16 protein-coding genes are annotated in these 20,259 nt (G+C 46.1%); 4 read left to right on the top strand and 12 right to left on the bottom strand.

Annotated elements, in window-relative coordinates:
* Window positions 1-16 precede the first annotated feature (16 nt).
* Window positions 17-964 carry a 23S rRNA pseudouridine(955/2504/2580) synthase RluC gene (gene rluC / locus CEW91_RS05980; protein WP_088768122.1) on the bottom strand — a complete coding sequence of 316 codons (948 nt, stop codon included), beginning with the start codon at window positions 962-964 and terminating at the stop codon, window positions 17-19.
* A gap of 452 nt (window positions 965-1,416) precedes the next feature.
* Between rluC and rne the strand changes: the two genes are divergently transcribed.
* Window positions 1,417-4,332 carry a ribonuclease E gene (gene rne, locus CEW91_RS05975; RefSeq protein ID WP_088768121.1) on the top strand — a complete coding sequence of 972 codons (2,916 nt, stop codon included), beginning with the start codon at window positions 1,417-1,419 and terminating at the stop codon, window positions 4,330-4,332.
* Window positions 4,333-4,391: 59 nt separating this feature from the next.
* Here the strand turns inward: rne and CEW91_RS05970 are convergent, their stop codons facing one another.
* The 11 genes from CEW91_RS05970 to gyrA form a co-directional block, all read right to left on the bottom strand.
* Complete coding sequence (locus tag CEW91_RS05970; RefSeq protein ID WP_088768120.1) at window positions 4,392-4,697, bottom strand: ComEA family DNA-binding protein; 306 nt, start codon at window positions 4,695-4,697, stop codon at window positions 4,392-4,394.
* A 110-nt stretch (window positions 4,698-4,807) separates the two neighbouring features.
* Window positions 4,808-5,500, bottom strand: a complete 693-nt coding sequence (gene pyrF / locus CEW91_RS05965) for an orotidine-5'-phosphate decarboxylase (protein WP_088768119.1) — start codon at window positions 5,498-5,500, stop codon at window positions 4,808-4,810.
* A 4-nt stretch (window positions 5,501-5,504) separates the two neighbouring features.
* On the bottom strand, window positions 5,505-6,662 hold the full coding sequence (gene lapB, locus CEW91_RS05960; protein ID WP_088768118.1) for a lipopolysaccharide assembly protein LapB: 1,158 nt from the start codon (window positions 6,660-6,662) through the stop codon (window positions 5,505-5,507).
* An 11-nt stretch (window positions 6,663-6,673) separates the two neighbouring features.
* Window positions 6,674-6,931: a lipopolysaccharide assembly protein LapA domain-containing protein gene (locus tag CEW91_RS05955; protein WP_088768117.1), complete on the bottom strand. Its 258-nt coding sequence runs from the start codon at window positions 6,929-6,931 to the stop codon at window positions 6,674-6,676.
* A 79-nt stretch (window positions 6,932-7,010) separates the two neighbouring features.
* On the bottom strand, window positions 7,011-7,286 hold the full coding sequence (locus tag CEW91_RS05950; protein WP_088768116.1) for an integration host factor subunit beta: 276 nt from the start codon (window positions 7,284-7,286) through the stop codon (window positions 7,011-7,013).
* Between the two features lie 44 nt (window positions 7,287-7,330).
* Entirely contained in the window at window positions 7,331-9,007 is a 1,677-nt protein-coding gene (rpsA, locus tag CEW91_RS05945) for a 30S ribosomal protein S1 (protein WP_088768115.1), read from the bottom strand.
* 110 nt (window positions 9,008-9,117) lie between these two features.
* Window positions 9,118-9,810 (bottom strand): (d)CMP kinase, encoded by a 693-nt coding sequence (gene cmk / locus CEW91_RS05940; protein WP_088768114.1) that lies wholly within the window; start codon window positions 9,808-9,810, stop codon window positions 9,118-9,120.
* A 110-nt stretch (window positions 9,811-9,920) separates the two neighbouring features.
* Window positions 9,921-11,210: a 3-phosphoshikimate 1-carboxyvinyltransferase gene (gene aroA / locus CEW91_RS05935; RefSeq protein ID WP_088768113.1), complete on the bottom strand. Its 1,290-nt coding sequence runs from the start codon at window positions 11,208-11,210 to the stop codon at window positions 9,921-9,923.
* On the bottom strand, window positions 11,203-12,306 hold the full coding sequence (gene hisC / locus CEW91_RS05930; RefSeq protein WP_088768112.1) for a histidinol-phosphate transaminase: 1,104 nt from the start codon (window positions 12,304-12,306) through the stop codon (window positions 11,203-11,205). Before hisC ends, aroA begins: the two co-directional genes overlap by 8 nt.
* Before the next feature lie 54 nt (window positions 12,307-12,360).
* Complete coding sequence (gene serC, locus CEW91_RS05925) at window positions 12,361-13,446, bottom strand: 3-phosphoserine/phosphohydroxythreonine transaminase (protein ID WP_088768111.1); 1,086 nt, start codon at window positions 13,444-13,446, stop codon at window positions 12,361-12,363.
* A complete protein-coding gene (gene gyrA / locus CEW91_RS05920; protein WP_088768110.1) occupies window positions 13,446-16,073 on the bottom strand; it encodes a DNA gyrase subunit A in 2,628 nt (875 codons plus the stop codon). The genes serC and gyrA overlap by 1 nt, the downstream gene beginning before the upstream one ends.
* 149 nt (window positions 16,074-16,222) lie before the next feature.
* Here gyrA and ubiG point away from each other — a divergent pair, with 149 nt between their 5' ends.
* The 3 genes from ubiG (at window position 16,223) to nrdA (ending at window position 20,245) form a co-directional block, all read left to right on the top strand.
* Window positions 16,223-16,954, top strand: coding sequence for a bifunctional 2-polyprenyl-6-hydroxyphenol methylase/3-demethylubiquinol 3-O-methyltransferase UbiG (gene ubiG / locus CEW91_RS05915; protein ID WP_088768109.1), 732 nt, complete (start codon window positions 16,223-16,225; stop codon window positions 16,952-16,954).
* A 3-nt stretch (window positions 16,955-16,957) separates the two neighbouring features.
* On the top strand, window positions 16,958-17,644 hold the full coding sequence (locus CEW91_RS05910; RefSeq protein ID WP_088768108.1) for an HAD family hydrolase: 687 nt from the start codon (window positions 16,958-16,960) through the stop codon (window positions 17,642-17,644).
* A 270-nt stretch (window positions 17,645-17,914) separates the two neighbouring features.
* On the top strand, window positions 17,915-20,245 hold the full coding sequence (nrdA, locus tag CEW91_RS05905; RefSeq protein ID WP_088768107.1) for a class 1a ribonucleoside-diphosphate reductase subunit alpha: 2,331 nt from the start codon (window positions 17,915-17,917) through the stop codon (window positions 20,243-20,245).
* Window positions 20,246-20,259 lie beyond the last annotated feature (14 nt).

Raw genomic sequence — 20,259 nt, 5'->3', positions numbered from 1 at the left:
TCAGTTGATTACGGCGTTATTGCTTTGTTAATTGAGACAACGCCAGCGTTAAATTTTCATCTAAGGGCGCTTCAAACTGGATGTTTTTGTCGGTTTCCGGATGCTTAAACGCAAGTTTCCAGGCATGTAGAAACAATCGAGTGAGCCCTTTCGACGCGATTAACTCATCAAAGTCAGTGTCACCATATTTAGGATCTTTAGCGATAGGATGACCAGCATGCTGGCAATGCACACGAATTTGATGCGTACGGCCTGTTAACGGTGATGCTTCAATAAGTGTTCCTTCAGCATAACGCTGATGAATCCGAAAGCGCGTTTGTGATGGTTTTCCTTCCGCACTCACCCGAACAATTCGCTCACCAGATAGCAGTGTGTTTTTCTGCAATGGCGCTTCGATTAACCTCACCCGCTTCTGCCACTGACCACGAACCAATGCTAAATACTGTTTATTCATTTCTTTATTACGCAGTTGCTCATGCAGCGCTTTCAGTACAGAACGCTTTTTTGCAACGAGCAAAATACCGCTGGTATCGCGGTCGATTCTGTGAACCAGCTCAAGATGCTTGTCCTTAGGTCGTAGTGCTCTTAGGCCCTCAATAAGCCCGAAATTCAAACCTGAACCACCATGAACCGCCAGACCTGATGGTTTATTAACCACAATCAAAGAAGCATCTTCATAAAGAATATGCGCTTCAAGCTTCGCTATTTTATCGAGCTTTGCCGAGGGCAGAGGCGCTTTTTCAGCGACTTTCACCGGAGGAATTCGGATTAAGTCACCACTGTTAATTTTATAATCTGGCTTCGCGCGCTTTTTATTGACCCGCACCTCACCTTTGCGAATAATTCGATAAACCAACGACTTTGGTACTTTGTTTAATTGGGCAATAAGGAAATTGTCCAAACGCTGACCCGATTCATCGGTCAGAACAGTATGCCAACGGACTTTTTGTTGAATGCTTTTCATGGCGGTATTTTAACACGCTTCCTAGTAATATTCAGTGAAATTAGCGCTTGTATTTTCGGCGTTTTTCGTGAAATAATTAAGTGTCAAAGTCCATCGTGGATGGCAGACAGAGAAACTAATTCGCGCAATCGTGTCAACAGAGCGACGCATTATCCACATCAGCGTACGGTTGAAAAGTCTTTCAAAGACAATAAACAAAATCCGAGATGTTGATGGCACGGAAAAAGAACAGAGAACCTCGCTCAAAAGAAAGAGCGATTGCAGACGTATAATATAGCGACAATATGACACCGGACATAATGGTGTTATCGGCACAGTCAAAATCATTTTAACCACACGTTTCAATAACGGGTGGCACAGGTCATAAGCCTGTACAACAGACGAATTCGATAATCGCACGGACACCAGAGTGCGTGTGTCATATTGTGGCCCGAAAACATTGAGTCACAGTAATGAAAAGAATGCTAATAAATGCCACGCAATTAGAAGAGTTGCGTGTGGCACTGGTAGATGGCCAGCGCCTTTACGACCTGGACATTGAAAGTCCGGGACATGAACAGAAAAAAGCAAATATCTACAAAGGTAAAATAACCCGCATAGAGCCTAGCCTAGAGGCCGCTTTTGTCGACTATGGCGCAGAGCGTCACGGCTTCCTTCCATTAAAAGAAATTGCCAAAACCTATTTTCCTGAAGGCTATACCTTCCAGGGACGTCCAAACATTAAAGACGTTGTTTCTGAAGGTCAGGAAGTTATCGTTCAAATTGATAAAGAAGAACGTGGCCAAAAAGGCGCTGCACTCACCACGTTTATTTCTCTGGCGGGTAGCTACCTTGTATTAATGCCGAATAACCCTCGGGCTGGGGGTATTTCTCGTCGTATAGAAGGTGACGAACGTTCAGCATTAAAAGAAGCCTTATCGGAAATTAATGTACCCAAAGAAATGGGCCTTATTGTCCGTACCGCAGGCGTTGGTAAATCTAAAGAAGAGTTAGAATGGGACTTAAATGTTCTTATTCATCATTGGGAAGCGATTAGCAAAGCCGCTACTGAACGCCCTGCCCCATTTCTAATTCATCAGGAAAGTAATGTTATTTTCCGCGCCCTTCGTGACTATTTACGCCGTGACATTGGCGAAGTGCTTATCGATAGCCCAAAAGTCTACGAACAGGTGCGTAACCATATCCAAATTATTCGCCCTGACTTCTTGCAGCGCGTTAAGCAATATGAAGGCGATGTCCCTTTATTCAGCCATTACCAAATTGAGAGTCAAATTGAATCAGCGTTCCAACGTGAAGTTCGCCTACCTTCAGGTGGTTCAATTGTTATTGATCCGACCGAAGCTCTAACCTCAATTGATATCAACTCGTCTCGTGCGACCAAGGGCGGTGACATTGAAGAAACCGCTTTGCAGACAAACCTGGAAGCAGCTGAAGAAATTGCTCGTCAACTGAGACTTCGTGATGTTGGTGGCTTAGTCGTTATTGACTTTATTGATATGACACCAGCCAGACACCAGCGTGATGTCGAAAACCGTTTACGTGACAGCCTTGCGCAAGATCGGGCACGCATTCAGGTAGCCCGCATTTCTCGCTTTGGCTTAATGGAGATGTCGCGTCAACGGTTGCGCCCGTCACTGGGTGAGTCTGCCAATAACGTTTGTCCACGCTGTAACGGCCAGGGGACCATTCGTTCAAGCGACTCTTTAGCGTTGTCTATCTTGCGGCTTATTGAAGAAGAGGCGCTGAAAGACAACACGATACAAGTTCATGCGCAGGTGCCCGTTGACGTTGCGACCTATTTACTGAATGAGAAACGTCAGTCGCTGAACCATATTGAAAAACGCCATGACGTTAAAATCGTTATTATTCCAAATCATCATTTAGAAACGCCACACTTTGAAGTACTGCGTATTCGCGATGATGAAGTGCCGGAAGCGGCCAGCTTTGAACTGGTTCAAAAGCCCGAGCAACACGAATCACCGGTTTCTATTACGCTAACCCAAGAGTCCGCTAAATTTGATGAGCCAGCTCTTAAAGGCCTGCAGGCACCAAGTGCCGCACCGACTCCAGCACCGGCGCCGAAGCGACCTGAAAAACCTTCTTTATTGAAGCGCTTATCAACTTGGTTGAGCAAGCTGTTTGAAAGCGAAGAAGAGAACGACAAAAATAAGCAGAGTTCAAATCAACGTCGCCCTAATCAACGTCGCAACAACAATAACCGACGTGGCCGAGGCCGTCGCCCTGCTAACCGCCAGCAGCAAGGTCGTAATAACCCAGCCGATAAGACGGCTGAAGACTCTGCTAAATCCGATAAAAATACGGACGATACAAAAGGGTCTAATAATAAGCCGAACCGCAACAGAAATGATCGCCGCCGTCGCGGTGGCCGCAATCGTAATCAACAAAACACACAAAATGCTAGTGCTCAAAATCAGCAACAAACGTCTGAGCAAAACGCTCAATCACAAGCTGTTACGGAGAAGACACAGGAAGTTAAACCTCGCCGTCAACGTAAACCGATGGACAAATCCGTTCGCGTAAAAGGAGATGAGAGAGGTTTAGAGCAACAAGTACAATCGTCTCCGGCAAAGCAGGAGGAACCTGCGGCTAAGAATGTTGAGGCTCGCCAAGCGCCTGAACAAAAAGCCGATTCAACTAGCGTTAAGAAAAACACTGAGTCCGAAAAAGGCAATAGCGAAGCGACTCAACAACGCGCGTTAGATCCTCGAATGAAGGCAGCGGCGGAACTTGTTGAAAACAACGAACACCTGCCAGTAAATGAGCAGAAGCCTGCTGAAGAATCGGCTGCTGAATCTGGTAAAGACTCCGACGAACAAACAGCGGACCACTCTACTCCGGAAGAAGTCGCGACTAAAGCCGAACCCACTCCAGAGCCTGATACTCAGGGAGCGACGGATCAAACGCCTGAAACTGGCAGCGAACAGACAAAGGCTTCTGAGTCAAACGATGCGGTTGAGTCAGAAACAACGGAGTCTGAGAAAGAAGCGCCGTTGAAAGGTGACTCAACAGAGTCTGCTGAGAATACGCCTCAAAGTGATGCCGAAGAGAAAAAGGCACGCAACCGAGCACGTCGCTCACCAAGACATCAGAGGGCAGCTGGTCAACAACGCAAGCAAAATCGTGAAAATAAAGAACAAGACGATGCGCCTATTATTCCGGCACGTAAGTTGAGCGGCTCTGCATTTTCTCCAATGACTAAAGCCTCAGCCGTTGAAAGACAAGCACCTTTTCAAGCACTAAACGTTGCCTCAGAGGAAACACGTTTAGCGTTCGTGAAAGATGAACAAACTGCAGGCTATGCAAATGCCCGCTCACGTTCATTTTCTGAAATGACAAAATGTGACTAACACAAAAAAGCCAGTAAACATTCCCTGTTTACTGGCTTTTTTTATTCTCTTCATTATCACTAATTCAAACGAATATTGTCGCGATTCTTCTCAAGCGTTTTCAAGCCTATTCCTTTTACATCTAATAACTGCTCTAACTCGGTAAACCCACCTAGCTGCTCTCGCATTTCAATCAGTTTTTCTGCTTTTGTAACGCCAATACCGACCAATGCTGACGCTATTTCCTGAGCCGAAGCAGTATTAATGTTTACGCCGGTTTGAGCTTCTGCTTGCAAAGCAATTGGCGAGGGAGAAACGATGGGTACTGCCTGAACTGAAAAACCAATAAATGAAGCCACAACAATTGGTAGCATTTTTAATTTCATAGTATGTTCATCCTTTTTGAAAACCACTGCGTCACTGCAGTGGCCATACTATAAACGGTTTTTGCTGAGGCTAATTCAAATTACGACTTATAAGACAGATTGGTAAGTCACTAAGCTATACTCGCAAGTATATCGTCCACTGCCTTTGCCGGGTCTGAGGATTGTGTAATAGGTCGCCCTATCACCATGTAATCAACCCCCGCGGAGACTGCTTCAGGAGGCGTCATCGTACGACGCTGGTCATCTTTATTGCTGCCTTCAGGACGAATACCAGGGGTCATAAGTTTAAAGTCCTTACCGCAAACTGCTTTCAACATCTTTGCTTCCTGAGCGGAACAAACTACCCCTTGCAAACCTGATGATTTGGCCAAACTCGCTAAGTATTCAACTTGCTCATTAATTGTCTTAGAAATGCCCAACTCTTTTAAATCATCTTCGTCCATACTGGTCAATACTGTAACAGCGATTAACAACGGCTGAGCATCTAAACCTTTTAGAGCTTCTGCAGCCGACTTCATCATGCGGCTACCACCACTGGCATGCACGTTAACAACGTCGACTCCAAGCTTAGCCGCCGCGGTAACGGCTTTCGCGACGGTATTAGGAATGTCATGAAACTTTAAATCCAAAAAAATAGAAAAGCCTTTTTGTACAAGTCCTTTCACCCACTCCGGACCAGCAGATGTAAACAACTCTTTCCCAACCTTTAAGCCTACTTTCCCTGGAGCAAGCTGATTGATCAATAGATCTGCGTCGGACGCATTTTGGTAATCGAGAGCAACATAAACTTTCGGTAATTCCATTCGACTATTCACCATCTAATCCAAATATCGGTTTTGTTGTTGACCAGCTTTTACATGACGGGCACTGCCAATACAGTGTGTGTCCTGAAAAACCACAGTGATAACACTTATAATTTGGTCGCTGAACTATATGTTCGTGCACCATTCTTTGCAATCGTTTAAGACTGTCTCTGGCGCTGCCTATGTCGGCTGCCTGTATATGAAGCCCCATCAAATGGTGGAAACCGCGCATCGTTGGATGTTTCTCCAATGCAGTCGCCATAAAGCTTTCGGCATCTTCAATACTTTGCGACTCAGCCATTTTTTCCGACAACTTGATAACCGCAGTAATACCCGCCTCCCGTTCGACACAGGTATGCAAGTAGTCGACAAAGCCATGACGGTTTTTCTTAGCTTCAAATGCTTGCTCTAACAACGGAATAGTTTCGCAAACGTACGCCTTGTCTTGTTCAATTATTTTCGTTAAATGCTCTATTGCTAGGTTATTTTCGCTCTGCTCCAGATAGATTTTCCCCAGCGATAACGACGCCCGTACACACCCCGAATCTTGCTTTAACGCTTTATTGAAGTACTTTATTTTACCTGAAATCGGGTCGACAGTTTCAGCCACTTCGCAATATAACTGGCCCAATGTCACTTTTACCGCTGCGTCCTGCTTTATCAGCTTTAACGCAACAATAATAGCTTTGTCCCACTCATGGGTAGCTTCATAAAGCTCGAGTAAATGCTTCTGGCTGCGTTCTTTAAAAAGCTTATTGCTTTGTAAACCATGAAACATTTTCTCTGCACGATCATAGATACCCGCCGCTAAATAATCTTTGCCTAACTCGTACATTGCAGTAAGGCGGTCGGTTTCAGACAGGTTAGGTAATGATGTCAGATTCTTATGTATTTTAATCGCCCGCTCTACTTCACCCCGACGACGAAATAACTTACCCAACGTCCAGTGTGTCTCTATGGTTTCACTATCGACATCAAGCAACTCGACAAATAAATCGACCGCTTTATCAGGCTGATCAGAGAGTAGTAAGTTAATACCGGTTGCGTATTGTTTTGAAAATCGCTTTTGCTCTCTTCTTTCTTCTGTACGCACACTGTTGCGCCCCATGAACCAACCATAGGCGGCAGCAATTGGAAGAAGCAAGAAAAGAAGCTCTAACATTCAGCGCTGTCTCACTTACTTTGCTGTTTAGACAACAGCTTTGAAAGTTTTCGACAGCGATAACGCCAATATAAATTGGATAACAACATCGCCAATAATCCGACTAATACACCGCTACCAAAGAAGATTGCCAATAACGACGCAACGGTCATGTCGGCATTCAGAACCAATAAATTGACATTTATGACTTGCGTATTTTGGGCTCCAAACGCCAAGGCTAAAAGGAATATAGCCAAAACGGGAATAAGAATAAGCAACTTCCTGAGCATGTTCGCTTACCTGTTATTTATAAAAAAACGGCATGCCAGTATAGCATGCCGTTTTTATCAATCGAGCGTAAAAACCACTTTATAAATCGACGCGCTCACGCAGCTCCTTGCCAGCTTTAAAATGAGGAACGTATTTCCCATCTAAGTTTACCGGTTCCCCTGTTTTCGGGTTACGGCCAACACGTGGCGCACGATAATGCAAAGAGAAGCTTCCAAAACCTCGAATTTCAACGCGCTTCCCTTGAGACAGGGACTGCACCATTTGTTCGAGAATTTCTTTAACAGAAGCTTCAACTTGCTTAGGAGGCAACTCATGCTTCAAAGTTAACCGTTCAATTAGCTCTGATTTTGTCATAACTTACCTCCTGATAAAGCCGTTTATTCCGACTAAAAACTGTCTTAGTCGTCAGTTTTTGCCGCTTTGAACGCGTCAGCCATAGCGCTGTTGATACCAGAGCTGTCTTGCTGTTTGTTAACGCTTTCTACCGCTTCTTTCTCTTCAGCTTCGTCTTTCGCTTTGATAGACAGGCTCAGAGTGCGGTTTTTGCGGTCAACGCCCATAAAGCGAGCTTCGATCTTATCACCAACGCTTAATTCAGTGCTTGCATCTTCAACGCGGTCGCGTGCGATGTCTGCTGCACGTACGTAACCTTCAACGCTTTCTGCTAATTCAACTTTAGCACCTTTAGCGTCAACTTCAGTTACTGTACCTTCAACAATAGCACCTTTTTTGTTAGCTGCCAGGTAATTGTTAAACGGATCTTCTTCTAATTGCTTGATACCTAGAGAGATACGCTCACGCTCTGCGTCAACTTGCATGACAACAGCGGTAACTTCTTCGCCTTTCTTATAATCGCGAACCGCTTCTTCACCTGGAGTGTTCCAGCTGATGTCTGACAAGTGAACCAAGCCGTCGATGCCACCGTCCAGACCAATGAAAATACCGAAGTCAGTGATTGACTTGATTTTACCGGTAACTTTCTCGCCTTTATTGTGGTTCTTAGCAAACTCTTCCCAAGGGTTAGGCTTGCACTGTTTAAGGCCAAGAGAAATACGACGACGTTCTTCGTCAATTTCCAGAACCATAACTTCAACAGTGTCATCAAGGTTAACCACTTTAGAAGGATGAACGTTTTTGTTAGTCCAGTCCATTTCAGAAACGTGAACAAGACCTTCAACACCCTCTTCGATTTCAACGAAGCAGCCGTAATCAGTCAAGTTCGTAACACGACCAGTTAAACGGTGACCTTCTGGGTAACGGTTTGCGATATCTGCCCACGGATCTTCGCCTAATTGCTTCAGGCCAAGAGATACACGAGTGCGCTCACGGTCAAACTTCAATACTTTAACTGTGATTTCATCGCCAACGTTCACGATTTCGCTTGGGTGTTTAACACGTTTCCAAGCCATATCGGTGATGTGCAATAGGCCGTCTACGCCGCCTAAATCTACGAATGCGCCGTAGTCAGTCAGGTTCTTAACAATACCTTGTACTTCCTGACCTTCTTGCAAGTTCTCAAGCAGCTCTTCGCGCTCTGCGCTGTTTTCTTTCTCGATAACAGCACGACGAGAAACAACAACGTTGTTGCGCTTCTGATCAAGCTTGATAACTTTGAATTCTAAGTCTTTGTTCTCAAGGTGGGTCGTTTCACGTACTGGACGTACGTCAACCAATGAACCAGGTAAGAACGCACGAACGCCGCCAAGGTCAACTGTGAAGCCGCCTTTAACTTTACCAGAGATGTAACCGGTAACTGTTGCGTTTTCTTCGTGTGCTTTTTCCAGCTGCAGCCAAGCTTCATAGCGCTTCGCTTTTTCACGTGAAAGAATCGTTTCACCGAAGCCGTCTTCAACAGCGTCAAGGGCTACGTCAACTTCGTCACCGACGTTGATTTCAAGCTCACCTTCAGCGTTGCGGAATTGTTCTGCAGGAATCGCACTTTCAGACTTAAGACCTGCATCAACTAATACTAAGTCTTTTTCGATAGCAACGATTGTGCCTTTTACGATAGAGCCCGGACGAGTTTCGACTTCTTTCAGGCTTTCTTCAAACAGCTGTGCAAAATTTTCTGACATAATAATTAACTTCGCTTAATAAATGACGTCCACTGAAATTCCGTATGCAGCGGGGTTATTAAAAATGTTCACCTGTATCCTTACTGTGAACCCCTAATTAGGGCCAGGCCCTAGCTAGTTTCTGAGAGTTTGCTGTGGGCAAACGTCAATACTTGTTCCAATACGTCTTTAATCGGCGTATCAGTAGAATCTAAATACAAAGAACCCTCCGCGGGCTTCAATGGCGCCACAGAGCGATTCATATCGCGATCATCGCGTTCTTTAATTTCGTTTACTAACTGATCAATATTAGCATCAAAGCCTTTTTCCTTCAATTGATCAAAGCGTCTTTGGGCGCGTTCTTCGGCGGACGCGGTTAAAAACACTTTTGCGTCGGCGTCAGTGAACACCACGGTTCCCATATCGCGACCATCAGCGACTAAACCAGGCAATTCCTTAAAGCCGCGTTGACGACGCAATAACGCCTCGCGCACACGCGGTAGGGCCGCAATCTTCGATGCCATATTACCGACTTCTTCTGTGCGTATAGTTAACGTAACGTCTTCGCCTTCCAAAATAATATGTGTCAGTGACTTTTCTTCGTCGGCTTCAAATTTAACATCCAAATGAGCGGCTAAAGCCACCAGGCTTTCCTCATCTTCCGGCGTGAAGTCGTGATGTATCGCAGCCAAGGCCAAAACACGGTAAATTGCACCGCTGTCGAGCAAGTGCCACCCCAGCTTTTCTGCGAGTAACCGACTGATAGTGCCTTTCCCTGCACCACTAGGACCATCAATTGTAATGACGGGGATATGCGTTGCCATAAAATCCTCAATTTGCTGTGCGTATTGCAGCTTTTAGCGGCGCAATTATACGCATTTGTAAAAAAATTGCATTAATCAGACGCACGAAATAACAGGAAGGCTGAGTTTAATCAGTAACTTTGACAGATTCGTGAAAACTCTTGGAAATAAGTGGGATACGTTTTACGGCAACAGTCAGGATCATTAATAGTGATACCAACGGGAGAAAAAGCGACCAACGAGAAGCACATGGCCATCCGGTGGTCGTTATAGGTATCTATTTCAGCGCTTTGCCATTGCTGAACCGGGTGTATCTTTATGTAATCAACACCCTCTTCTACTTCTGCCCCCAGCTTTCGTAACTCTGTCGCCATTGCCGATAATCGGTCTGTTTCTTTTACACGCCAGTTAGCAACGTTGCGAATAATGGTCGGTTTGTCGGCAAATAACGCTAACGGAGCAACCGTCATTGCAGCGTCCGGAATAGCATTAAAGTCTTGCTCAATACCTTTAATATGTCCGAAGCCTGTTACTGTCATTTGGTGCTGGCCCATATCAACGTTGCCGCCCATTGCCTGAATGACCTCAGTAAACGCTTTATCACCCTGAATAGAAGCAGCGCCGACACCTTCGATAGTAACCGGTCCCCCACCGAGCAATGCCGCAGCCATCCAGTAGGAAGCACCGCTGGCATCACCTTCAACATGATAATTACCGGGAGATACATAAGACTGGCTGCCTTTTATATGAAAACGGCTTTCAGACACACGCTCTATTACAATTCCAAAATCAGCTAACATTTTTAACGTGAGTTCGATATAAGGTTTCGACACCACCTCACCCACCAACGTTAAGGTAGAGTTGCCTTTTAGCAGCGGTAATGCCATGAGCAACGCGGAAATAAACTGGCTGGAAACGGAGCCGTCAATAGAAAAATCACCAGCGTTCAGGCCCGGTTTAATTAGAACAGGGGGAAAGCCGGACGCCTTTTTATAGCTTACCTCTGCGCCTTGTGCTTGCAACGCTTCGACCAGATGCTGAACAGGCCGTTCTTGCATGCGAGAGTCGCCGGTGAGCTCAACTTGCTGATTCGCACTTAATGTTGACGCCAAAGCCGCTATTAATGGTCGCATGGCAGTTCCGGCATTACCTAAATGCAATGATGTTTCGGCAGGTTTCCAACGACCGGAAAGCCCGGTAACCACCATCGTCTTATCGACTTTTTCACACTGAACGCCCAAGGCAGTCAGCGCATTGAGCATATGTTCCGTGTCTTCGCTGTTGAGTAAATTATGTAACCGGACAGGTTCAGAGCAGAGCGCTGACATTAACAGCGCTCTGTTGGCAATACTTTTAGAGCCCGGAAGCACAACGGTTCCGCTGCATTGACTCCGGGATTCAAGGAAGATCGATTCAGCCACGCAGCTTTTTCATCGCCTTAATAAACGCATCGTTTTCTTCGGGTAAACCGATACTGACACGCAAATGGTTCGGCAACTCATAGCCAGTAACCGGACGAACAATCACGCCTTCGTGCAGCAGCTCACCGTACAGTTTTTCTGCATCCGGACCGACTTCAATGGTCAGGAAGTTACCGTAAGAGGGAATATAGTTGAAGCCTGCATCTTCACAAAAGTCTGTTAGCTGTTTCATACCATGCGCATTAATTTCAACTGCTTTTTGCAAGTAAGCATGATCATCCAACACGACTTCTGCCGCTTTTAAGGACAGAGAATTCATATTAAATGGCTGACGAATACGGTTTAATACATCAGCAATGCTTTCATGGCTTACTGCATAACCTGCGCGTAATCCAGCCAACCCGTAGGCTTTTGAAAACGTGCGGCTGACGACAAGGTTCGGGTATTCTTTAATCCATTCAACCGACGGCGCGCGCTCACCTTCAGGTACGTATTCGTAATAGGCTTCATCCAACACAACAATAACGCTCTGAGGCACTTTATCCAAAAACGCTTTAATCGCCGCTGTCGTTAAAAAAGTGCCCGTTGGGTTATTCGGGTTAGCGATGAAAATCATCTTCGTCTTGTCGGTTATGGCTGCTGCCATACCATCAAGATCGTGACCGTAGTCAACCGCTGGTACGGCAACAGGTTTTGCACCAATAGCCTGAGTGACTAGCGGATAAACCACAAACGCATGCTGTGAGAAGATGACTTCGTCCTGATCTGAAACGAACGTCCGTGCCAGAATTTCCAAAACATCGTTAGAGCCATTACCCAGAGTAATTTGTTGCGTTGTCACGGAGTTCAGCTCAGCCAGGCGACTTTTCAGGTAATACCCGTTTGCGTCCGGATAACGAACCAAATCATTCAGCTCGGCTTCCAGCGCCGTCTTCACTTTTTCACTTAACCCCAGAGGGTTCTCGTTTGACGCCAATTTAACAACGTGTTGCAAACCCAATTCGCGCTGCAATTCAGACACCGGTTTTCCCGCTTGATAGGGACGGAGCTGTTTTACACCAGGGTTAACTAATGACAATGCATCAAAATTACTCATAATTCTCGTAAGCCTTTTGTCTTATTATTTTTGGAACTTAACTCTATTGTGAGCCTAGCTTTGGCTTCTCTCAAATTCCGCCATAAAGTTTAGTAACGCTTTAACACCGGCTACCGGCATTGCGTTATAAATACTGGCTCGCATACCGCCTACAAAACGGTGCCCTTTCAAGCCTTTGAAACCTGCTGCTTCGGCCTGAGCTAAAAACTCAGCATCCAGTTTGTCATCAGCAAGCTGGAAAGGCACATTCATAATAGAACGATAATGCGGGTTAACGGTATTTCGGTAAAAGTCAGACTTGTCGATAAAGTCATACAATAACTGCGCCTTTTCATGGTTGATTCGACCCATTTCGGACAAACCACCTTGCGCCTTAAGCCACTTGAACACCAACCCAGCTAAATACCAGGCAAAGGTGTTAGGCGTGTTGTACATAGACCCGTCTTTCGCCTGAAGCTGATAGTCCATAATCGATGAAACCTGCTTCTGTGGTGACCCCAGCAAGTCTCGTTTAACGATGGCAATAGCGAAGCCTGACGGACCTATATTCTTTTGAGCGCCGGCGTAAATAACGCCGAACTTAGAAACATCCAGCGGCTCTGACAAAATATTTGACGACATGTCTGCCACAATGGGTGCATTAACATTAGGGATATCGTGAAGTGCAATACCATCCACGGTTTCATTGGGACAATAATGAAAATACGCTGCATTGTCAGACAACTGCCAGTCATTCGGAGACTCAATTTCCTTGCCTTTAACGCCCTCTTTCACCTGCCCGGCTACATTGACTCTAGCGACGAACTTCTCAGCTTCTCGTATAGCAAAACCAGACCAAATACCGGTATCCAGGTAGTCGACCGTTGAATCAGGCGAAGCGATATTTTGCGGAACGGCTGAGAATTGGCCGCGCCCGCCACCTTGCAAAAACAAGACGTCGTAGTCATCCGGAACGTTCATTAAGTCACGTAAGTCTTGCTCTGCCTCTCGTGCCATACGTACATACGCCGGATCACGATGCGACATTTCCATCACAGAAACGCCTTGGTTATTCCAATTAAGAAGTTCTTCCTGAGCTTGCTTTAACACATCGACCGGCAACATTGCCGGTCCTGCTGAAAAGTTAAATACGTCACTCATTATTCTTCAGACGCTCCTTCTTCGTTGGCTCCGTCTTCTTCGCCATTATCGGCAACAACGTCACCTTCAATCAGCTCTTCGTCTTCATCAATTTCATCGATGCGCTGCAAGCCAACGACTTTTTCGTCATCAGCGGTGCGAATTAAGCGAACACCCTGAGTGTTACGACCAACAGTAGACACTTCATTAACACGAGTTCTAACCAGTGTGCCTTTATTACTAATAAGCATAATTTCATTGCCGTCGATAACTTCCATCGCACCGACCACAGAGCCATTACGCTCACTCACTTTTATCGAAACGACACCTTTGGTCGCACGACTCTTCGCTGGATACTCAGTCAGCGGCGTACGTTTACCGTAACCATTCTCCGTAACCGTCAGAACGGCCGCTTCCTGTTCTTCGTATTCACGCGGCACTATGAGTGACACAACACGTTGGTCTTCTTCTAAACGAATACCACGAACCCCTGTTGCGGTACGACCCATTGAGCGAACTTGCTCTTCCGCAAAGCGAACCACTTTACCCGCATCTGAGAACAGCATAATATCGCCATTACCATCGGTAATATCAACACCGATAAGCTCGTCACCATCCACCAGGTTCAGGGCAATAATGCCACCGTTACGTGGGCGAGAATACTCAGGCAATGGCGTTTTCTTAATCGTGCCGTTCTTCGTTGCCATCACCACAAACTTATCTTCCGGATAGTCACGAGTTGGCAGAATAGCGGTAATACGCTCATCTTCTTCAAGCGGCAGCAAGTTAACAATCGGCTTACCTCGCGACGCACGGCTGGCTAGTGGTAGCTGATACACTTTCATCCAATAGATACGGCCACGAGTCGAGAAGCACAAAATGGTGTCGTGCGTGTTAGCAACCCACAGACGCTCAATGAAGTCTTCGTCCTTCATTTTCGTTGCGGCTTTACCTTTACCGCCACGGCGCTGTGCTTCGTACTCAGTCAGCGGCTGATATTTCACATAACCTTCATGAGAGAGCGTCAACACAACGTCTTCTTCGTTAATAAGATCTTCCATGCTGATATCATGCGCTGCAGAAGTAATATCCGTCTTACGCTCGTCACCAAAGTTATCTCGAATTTCGACTAACTCTTCGCGAATCACTTCCATTAGGCGCTCTGAGCTACGCAAAATATGTAGCAGTTCAGCAATTTGCTCTAACAGGCCTTTGTATTCGTCGAGAATTTTCTCGTGCTCTAAGCCTGTGAGTTTGTGTAAGCGTAAATCAAGAATGGCTTGCGCTTGAGCTTCGGTCAGGTGATAGTTATCACCTTTAATGCCGTACTCTTCCGGTAAGTGATCCGGGCGTGCCGCATCGACACCTGCCGTTTCCAGCATGGCGGCTACATCACCCAGTTTCCACGCGCGGGAAATAAGGCCGGCTTTCGCTTCCGCAGGTGTTGGGGAACGACGAATTAACTCAATAACTTCATCGATGTTCGCCAGCGATATCGCCAGGCCTTCCAAAATATGGGCACGTTCACGTGCCTTACGTAACTCGTAAACCGAGCGGCGAGTTACCACTTCACGACGGTGACGGATGAAGCAGTCCAGCATGTCGCGCAGATTAAATAGGCGGGGTTGGTTTTTATCCAGCGCCACCATGTTAATACCAAACACCACTTGTAATTGGGTGTTTGCGTATAAGTGGTTCAGTACCACCTCACCAACGTCACCACGGCGTATTTCGATGACAATGCGCATACCGTCTTTGTCAGACTCATCACGCAGTGCACTAATACCTTCAACGCGCTTCTCTTTGACTAATTCAGCAATTTTTTCAATCAAACGCGCTTTGTTCACCTGGTACGGAATTTCCGTAACAATGATGGTCTCTTTGCCTGTTTTCTCGTCGACTTCAACTTCCGCTTTCGCACGTAAGTGAATGCGACCTCGACCCGTTTTGTACGCTTCAACAACGCCGCTGCGGCCTGAAATTGTTGCAGCCGTTGGGAAGTCAGGCCCCGGAATGTATTCCATTAAACCATCAACATCGATGTCCGGGTTGTCTATCATCGCCAAAGAGCCATTGATGACTTCTGTGAGGTTGTGCGGCGGAATGTTCGTTGCCATACCAACCGCGATACCGGAAGAGCCATTGACTAACAGGTTAGGAACACGAGTTGGCAGTACGTCAGGAATGCGTTCAGTGCCGTCGTAGTTATCGACAAAATCAACCGTTTCTTTGTCTAAATCGGCCAGTAATTGGTGAGAGATTTTGGCCATGCGAATTTCGGTGTAACGCATCGCCGCTGCCGAGTCACCATCGACCGAGCCAAAGTTACCCTGCCCGTCAACCAACATGTAGCGTAATGAAAAGTCCTGCGCCATACGAACAATCGTGTCGTAAACCGCACTGTCACCGTGCGGGTGATATTTACCGATAACGTCACCGACCACACGCGCTGACTTTTTATAGGGTTTGTTGTAGTCGTTACGTAACTCGTTCATCGCGAACAAGACACGTCTGTGTACCGGTTTTAGTCCGTCCCTGACGTCAGGCAATGCACGCCCGACGATAACGCTCATCGCATAATCGAGATAAGAGCTTTTTAATTCATCTTCGATATTAACCGGTGACACTTCTCTGGCTAGATCGCTCATAGTTCAGTCCCTAAAATAAAAATCCGCATATCTTTGTTATTTTGATGCAGTCATTGTACCCATCCGAAACGAGTCTCGCACCCTCTTTTTCTTATTCTTTAGCTAGGGTAGACTAGCGGCGTTATTTATCGCTCACAACAGTGCACCACATGACCCAAGAAAACCAAAATACTGAACAAAAAAACGTCGATTTAGAAGAGATCGCTAAGTTCTCCGCCCTCGCCTCGCGTTGGTGGGATCCGGAAGGCGAATTCAAACCGTTGCACCAAATTAACCCGGTGAGGCTGTCTTTCATTGAGCAACACGCTAATGGCTTATTTGGCAAAAATATTCTCGATGTTGGTTGTGGTGGTGGTCTGCTAAGTGAAGCTATGGCAGAACGCGGCGCTAAGGTTACCGGTATTGACTTAGCCGAAGAGTCATTAAAAATAGCGCGCCTACATGCACTGGAAAGCGAAGTTTCTGTCGATTATCAATGTGTCGCCGTTGAAAATCACGCGGCCGAACATGAGGGTCAATATGATGCGGTAACTTGCCTGGAGATGCTGGAGCACGTCCCTGACCCAGCGTCCATTGTAAATGCCTGCACACAAGCGGTTAAACCAGGCGGCCTGGTGTTTTTTTCTACCTTAAATCGCAACGTGAAATCATGGCTGTTAGGCATTCTAGCAGCCGAACACATACTTGGCTGGGTGCCGAAAGGAACACACCAACATCAGCGTTTTATTAAGCCGTCGGAACTCCTTCGCATGACCGATGAAGCCGGACTTAATGAGATTGATATTAATGGATTAACTTTCCATCCATTAAAAGGATTCACTTTGTCAGAAACCGACATAGACGTGAATTACATTACCGTTTTACAAAAGCCGTTGACATAGCTCATGACGAATCTCGCAAACAACCCGAAGCTTCCCGAAGGCGTGCTGTTTGATCTTGACGGCACCTTGCTGAACACGGCGCCTGATCTTGGAGCCGCACTCAACAATGTGTGCGCTTTATATGGTAAAGAACCTGTTCATGAAAGCATTTACACTCCGGTTGCTTCCCATGGTTCCAGAGGCTTGCTAAAGCTGGCCTTTTCAGAGGAGCTGCAGACCCATGAAAGCGAGTTACGGAAAGCTTTTTTGGACGCCTATTCGAACAGCATTGCCGCTAGAACCCATGTATACGAAGGGGTTGTACCGCTACTTAATACTCTGATTCAAGCCCGGGTAAAAGTGGCGATTGTTACGAACAAACCTAAGCAGTTGACCCAAGAATTACTGCCTAGCTTTCCCGAGTTTAATGTCTTTGAGTCGGTTGTCTGCGGGGACACTCTAAGTGTATCAAAACCTGACCCTGCACCTTTGCTTCTGGCCGCGGAGCAGCTGGGGGTTAACCCTAAAAGCTGTATCTACGTGGGTGACGCTGAACGTGATATTCAGGCTGGCCGTAATGCTGCAATGACAACGGTACTGGCCCATTATGGGTATATTAGTGACAGTGACTCACCAGCCGACTGGAAAGCCGACTATGGAATTAGCACGCCATTAGAATTATTGGATATTATTGGACTACCACAACCTTGATCTATTAACCCATTTTTAAAGACAAAAAAGTTATAAAAAGCCGAGGTCCTCGCAAACTCACGTCTATTAAAGGCTAGAAAAAAATCAACAATTAAACGTCAAATTTCTTTTCATTTTCTCGATAAATTCGCTTGATCAAAGTCTGACTAAGACCTAGCATACTGAAAAATCAAAGACACTAGATATTGTGTGAATTTCACTCTGTATAACTAATGACCACAATATCTTGTGGCTACATCTCTATAACAAAAAGCTAAGAGTCGGCGCAAAATGAACGAGCAACTGTATGTCACCAAACGTAGCGGCGAACGTGAACCGCTAAACCTAGATAAAATTCATCGAGTGATCATGTGGGCAGCGGAAGGTCTGCATAATGTTTCCGCTTCTCAAGTCGAAATTAAGTCTCATATTCAGTTTTACGATGGTATTAAAACCGAAGACATTCACGAGACCATTATAAAGGCGGCAGCTGATTTAATCTCGGAAGAAGCTCCTGACTATCAATACATGGCAGCCCGTTTGGCCATTTTCCATTTACGCAAACGCGCTTATGGAAAGTTTGAGCCACCTCGTTTATTTGATCACGTCAAGAAAATGGTGGCAGAGCACCGTTATGACGAGCACTTACTGGAAGACTACAGCGAAGCCGAGTTCGACCAAATGGATGAGATTGTCGACCACTGGCGAGACATGAACTTCTCATACGCAGCGGTCAAACAGCTTGAGAATAAATACTTGGTTCAAAACCGTGTGACGGGCGATATTTATGAAAGCGCCCAGTTCCTATATATTTTAGTCGCTGCCTGCTTGTTCGCGAACTATCCGAAAGCAACTCGCATGGATTACATCAAGCGTTTCTATGATGCAACGTCTGAGTTTAAAATTTCACTACCAACCCCCATTATGTCTGGCGTTCGTACACCAACACGTCAGTTCAGTTCATGCGTATTAATTGAAACGGGCGACAGCCTGGACTCTATTAACGCGACCGCCAGCGCCATTGTGAAGTACGTTTCTCAACGCGCCGGTATTGGTATTAATGCCGGTCGCATTCGTGCGCTGGGCAGCCCAATTCGAAACGGTGAAGCGTTCCACACTGGCTGTATTCCTTTCTACAAATACTTCCAGACAGCGGTTAAGAGCTGTTCGCAAGGCGGTGTTCGTGGTGGCGCAGCAACTCTGTTCTACCCACTATGGCATTTAGAAGTAGAAAGCTTGTTGGTGCTTAAGAACAACCGTGGTGTTGAAGAAAACCGTGTTCGTCATTTGGACTACGGAGTTCAATTCAACCGCTTGATGTATCAACGTTTGATTAAAGACGACTACATTACGCTATTCAGCCCTTCTGACGTACCGGGCCTGTACGACGCGTTCTTCGAAGATCAGGAGAAGTTCGAGCAGCTGTACGTTCAGTATGAGCAAGACGAAAGCATTCGTAAAAAACGCATTAAAGCCATTGAGCTATTCAGCCTGTTTATGCAGGAGCGTGCCAGCACGGGGCGTATTTACGTACAAAACGTTGACCACTGCAATACGCATAGCCCGTTTGACTCGAAAGTGGCGCCTATTCGTCAAAGCAATCTGTGTCTGGAAATTGCTTTGCCAACTAAGCCATTACAACACGTCAATGACGAAGAAGGTGAAATTGCGCTGTGTACCCTGTCAGCATTCAACTTGGGTAAAATTAGCGACTTAGGCGAGTTTGAAGAACTGGCTGACTTAGCCGTTCGTGCGCTCGACAGCCTACTGGATTATCAGGAATACCCAGTTCCAGCAGCGTATAATGCGACTATGAACCGTCGTACTTTAGGTATTGGTGTCATTAACTTCGCTTATTACTTGGCTAAGCACGGTGTTAAATACTCTGACGGCTCGGCGAACAGTCTGGTTCACAAAACCTTCGAAGCTATACAGTATTACCTGATGAAAGCCTCAATGAACCTGGCAAAAGAAAAAGGGTCGTGTCCGAAGTTTAACGAGACTACCTACTCGCAAGGCATTATGCCGACAGATACTTATAAGAAAGAACTGGACAGTGTTTGTAATGAGCCTCTGCATCTCGACTGGGATCAACTGCGCGCAGATATCAAGCAGCACGGTATGCGCAACTCTACCCTTTCAGCGCTTATGCCATCTGAAACGTCGTCGCAAATTTCAAATGCGACCAATGGTATCGAGCCACCACGCGGCTTTGTCAGCGTGAAAGCGTCAAAAGACGGCGTTACGAAGCAGGTAGTGCCTGACTACGAGACGCTTAAGGATAAATACGAGCTGCTGTGGCAAATTCCGAATAATAAAGGTTACTTAGAGTTAGTCGGTATTATGCAGAAGTTTGTTGACCAAACTATTTCTGCGAACACCAACTACGATCCAGGCAAGTTCGATGCGGGCAAAGTACCGATGAAACAGTTGCTACAAGACCTGCTAACGTCATACAAACTGGGCGTTAAGACCCTCTATTATCACAACACGCGCGACGGTGCAGCCGATAACCAGTCAGATATCGCAGCCCGTAAAACAGCAGAAAAGCCTGGTGCACAGCCATCCGAAGTCATCATTGAAGAAGATGACGATTGTGCCGGCGGCGCTTGTAAAATTTAAAAGAAGGATTTTGC

Origin of the sequence: Idiomarina piscisalsi, assembly GCF_002211765.1 — a bacterium.
In the GTDB taxonomy this organism is placed as follows: domain Bacteria; phylum Pseudomonadota; class Gammaproteobacteria; order Enterobacterales; family Alteromonadaceae; genus Idiomarina; species Idiomarina piscisalsi_A.
Note: the sequence above shows the minus strand (reverse complement) of the source record. Positions and strands in the feature narration are given on the sequence as shown.

Excerpts from the sequence above, each read along its gene's own strand:
- pyrF (WP_088768119.1), bottom strand. The coding sequence starts at position 5,500 with ATGGAATTACCGAAAGTTTATGTTGCTCTCGATTACCAAAATGCGTCC.
- rne (WP_088768121.1), top strand. The coding sequence starts at position 1,417 with ATGAAAAGAATGCTAATAAATGCCACGCAATTAGAAGAGTTGCGTGTG.
- lapB (WP_088768118.1), bottom strand. The coding sequence starts at position 6,662 with ATGTTAGAGCTTCTTTTCTTGCTTCTTCCAATTGCTGCCGCCTATGGT.
- CEW91_RS05970 (WP_088768120.1), bottom strand. The coding sequence starts at position 4,697 with ATGAAATTAAAAATGCTACCAATTGTTGTGGCTTCATTTATTGGTTTT.
- CEW91_RS05950 (WP_088768116.1), bottom strand. The coding sequence starts at position 7,286 with ATGACAAAATCAGAGCTAATTGAACGGTTAACTTTGAAGCATGAGTTG.
- hisC (WP_088768112.1), bottom strand. The coding sequence starts at position 12,306 with ATGAGTAATTTTGATGCATTGTCATTAGTTAACCCTGGTGTAAAACAG.
- serC (WP_088768111.1), bottom strand. The coding sequence starts at position 13,446 with ATGAGTGACGTATTTAACTTTTCAGCAGGACCGGCAATGTTGCCGGTC.
- cmk (WP_088768114.1), bottom strand. The coding sequence starts at position 9,810 with ATGGCAACGCATATCCCCGTCATTACAATTGATGGTCCTAGTGGTGCA.
- gyrA (WP_088768110.1), bottom strand. The coding sequence starts at position 16,073 with ATGAGCGATCTAGCCAGAGAAGTGTCACCGGTTAATATCGAAGATGAA.
- ubiG (WP_088768109.1), top strand. The coding sequence starts at position 16,223 with ATGACCCAAGAAAACCAAAATACTGAACAAAAAAACGTCGATTTAGAA.
- rpsA (WP_088768115.1), bottom strand. The coding sequence starts at position 9,007 with ATGTCAGAAAATTTTGCACAGCTGTTTGAAGAAAGCCTGAAAGAAGTC.
- CEW91_RS05955 (WP_088768117.1), bottom strand. The coding sequence starts at position 6,931 with ATGCTCAGGAAGTTGCTTATTCTTATTCCCGTTTTGGCTATATTCCTT.
- nrdA (WP_088768107.1), top strand. The coding sequence starts at position 17,915 with ATGAACGAGCAACTGTATGTCACCAAACGTAGCGGCGAACGTGAACCG.
- rluC (WP_088768122.1), bottom strand. The coding sequence starts at position 964 with ATGAAAAGCATTCAACAAAAAGTCCGTTGGCATACTGTTCTGACCGAT.
- CEW91_RS05910 (WP_088768108.1), top strand. The coding sequence starts at position 16,958 with ATGACGAATCTCGCAAACAACCCGAAGCTTCCCGAAGGCGTGCTGTTT.